Annotated in this window: 1 pseudogene; it reads left to right on the forward strand. The window is 73.1% G+C overall.

From position 1 onward, the window contains the following. Positions 1-33 precede the first annotated feature (33 nt). Positions 34-536, forward strand: a pseudogene (locus A5700_RS03445) (hypothetical protein); the annotation flags it as partial.

Here is a 536-nt window from a genome sequence, read left to right on the forward strand (position 1 = left end):
GGCCGGGGCTGAGGCGAGGGAAGAGGAGGGCGTGTGCGCGTGCACCGGCCGGGACTTCCCTGGCTGATCGCCCTGGCGGTGATTCCGCTGTTGCTCGCCGCCATCGGCTACGGCACCTCGCTCCGGCCGCCCTCGGCGGCCCTGCCGGGCGCCCCGGCAAAGACCACCGGCGCCCCCGCGTTCTCGCTGGCGGCGTTCGCGATGACCCGCGCCGGCAACACCGTGACCCTGACCGGCGACTTCCCCGACGCCACCGCGAAGGCGGCGTTGGTCGAGGCGCTCGACGGCGCGCTGCCCCCCGGCGTCACCGTCTCGGACCAGATCCAGCTCAACCCCGACGTCGACGCGCTCGACTTCGCCAAGGCCAAGCCGCTGTTCACCGACAGCGCATCGATCGACGACTTCGCGCTCACCGTCAACGCGGACACGATCACGCTGGCCGGCACCGCCGCCTCGCCGCAGCAGAAGGGCGCGGTCGACGCCGACGCCCGACGCATCTGGTCGCACCTGAACGTCGTCGACAACCTCGCGGTCGG

The organism is Mycobacterium sp. E1214, assembly GCF_001666755.1.
Taxonomy (GTDB): Bacteria; Actinomycetota; Actinomycetes; order Mycobacteriales; family Mycobacteriaceae; genus Mycobacterium.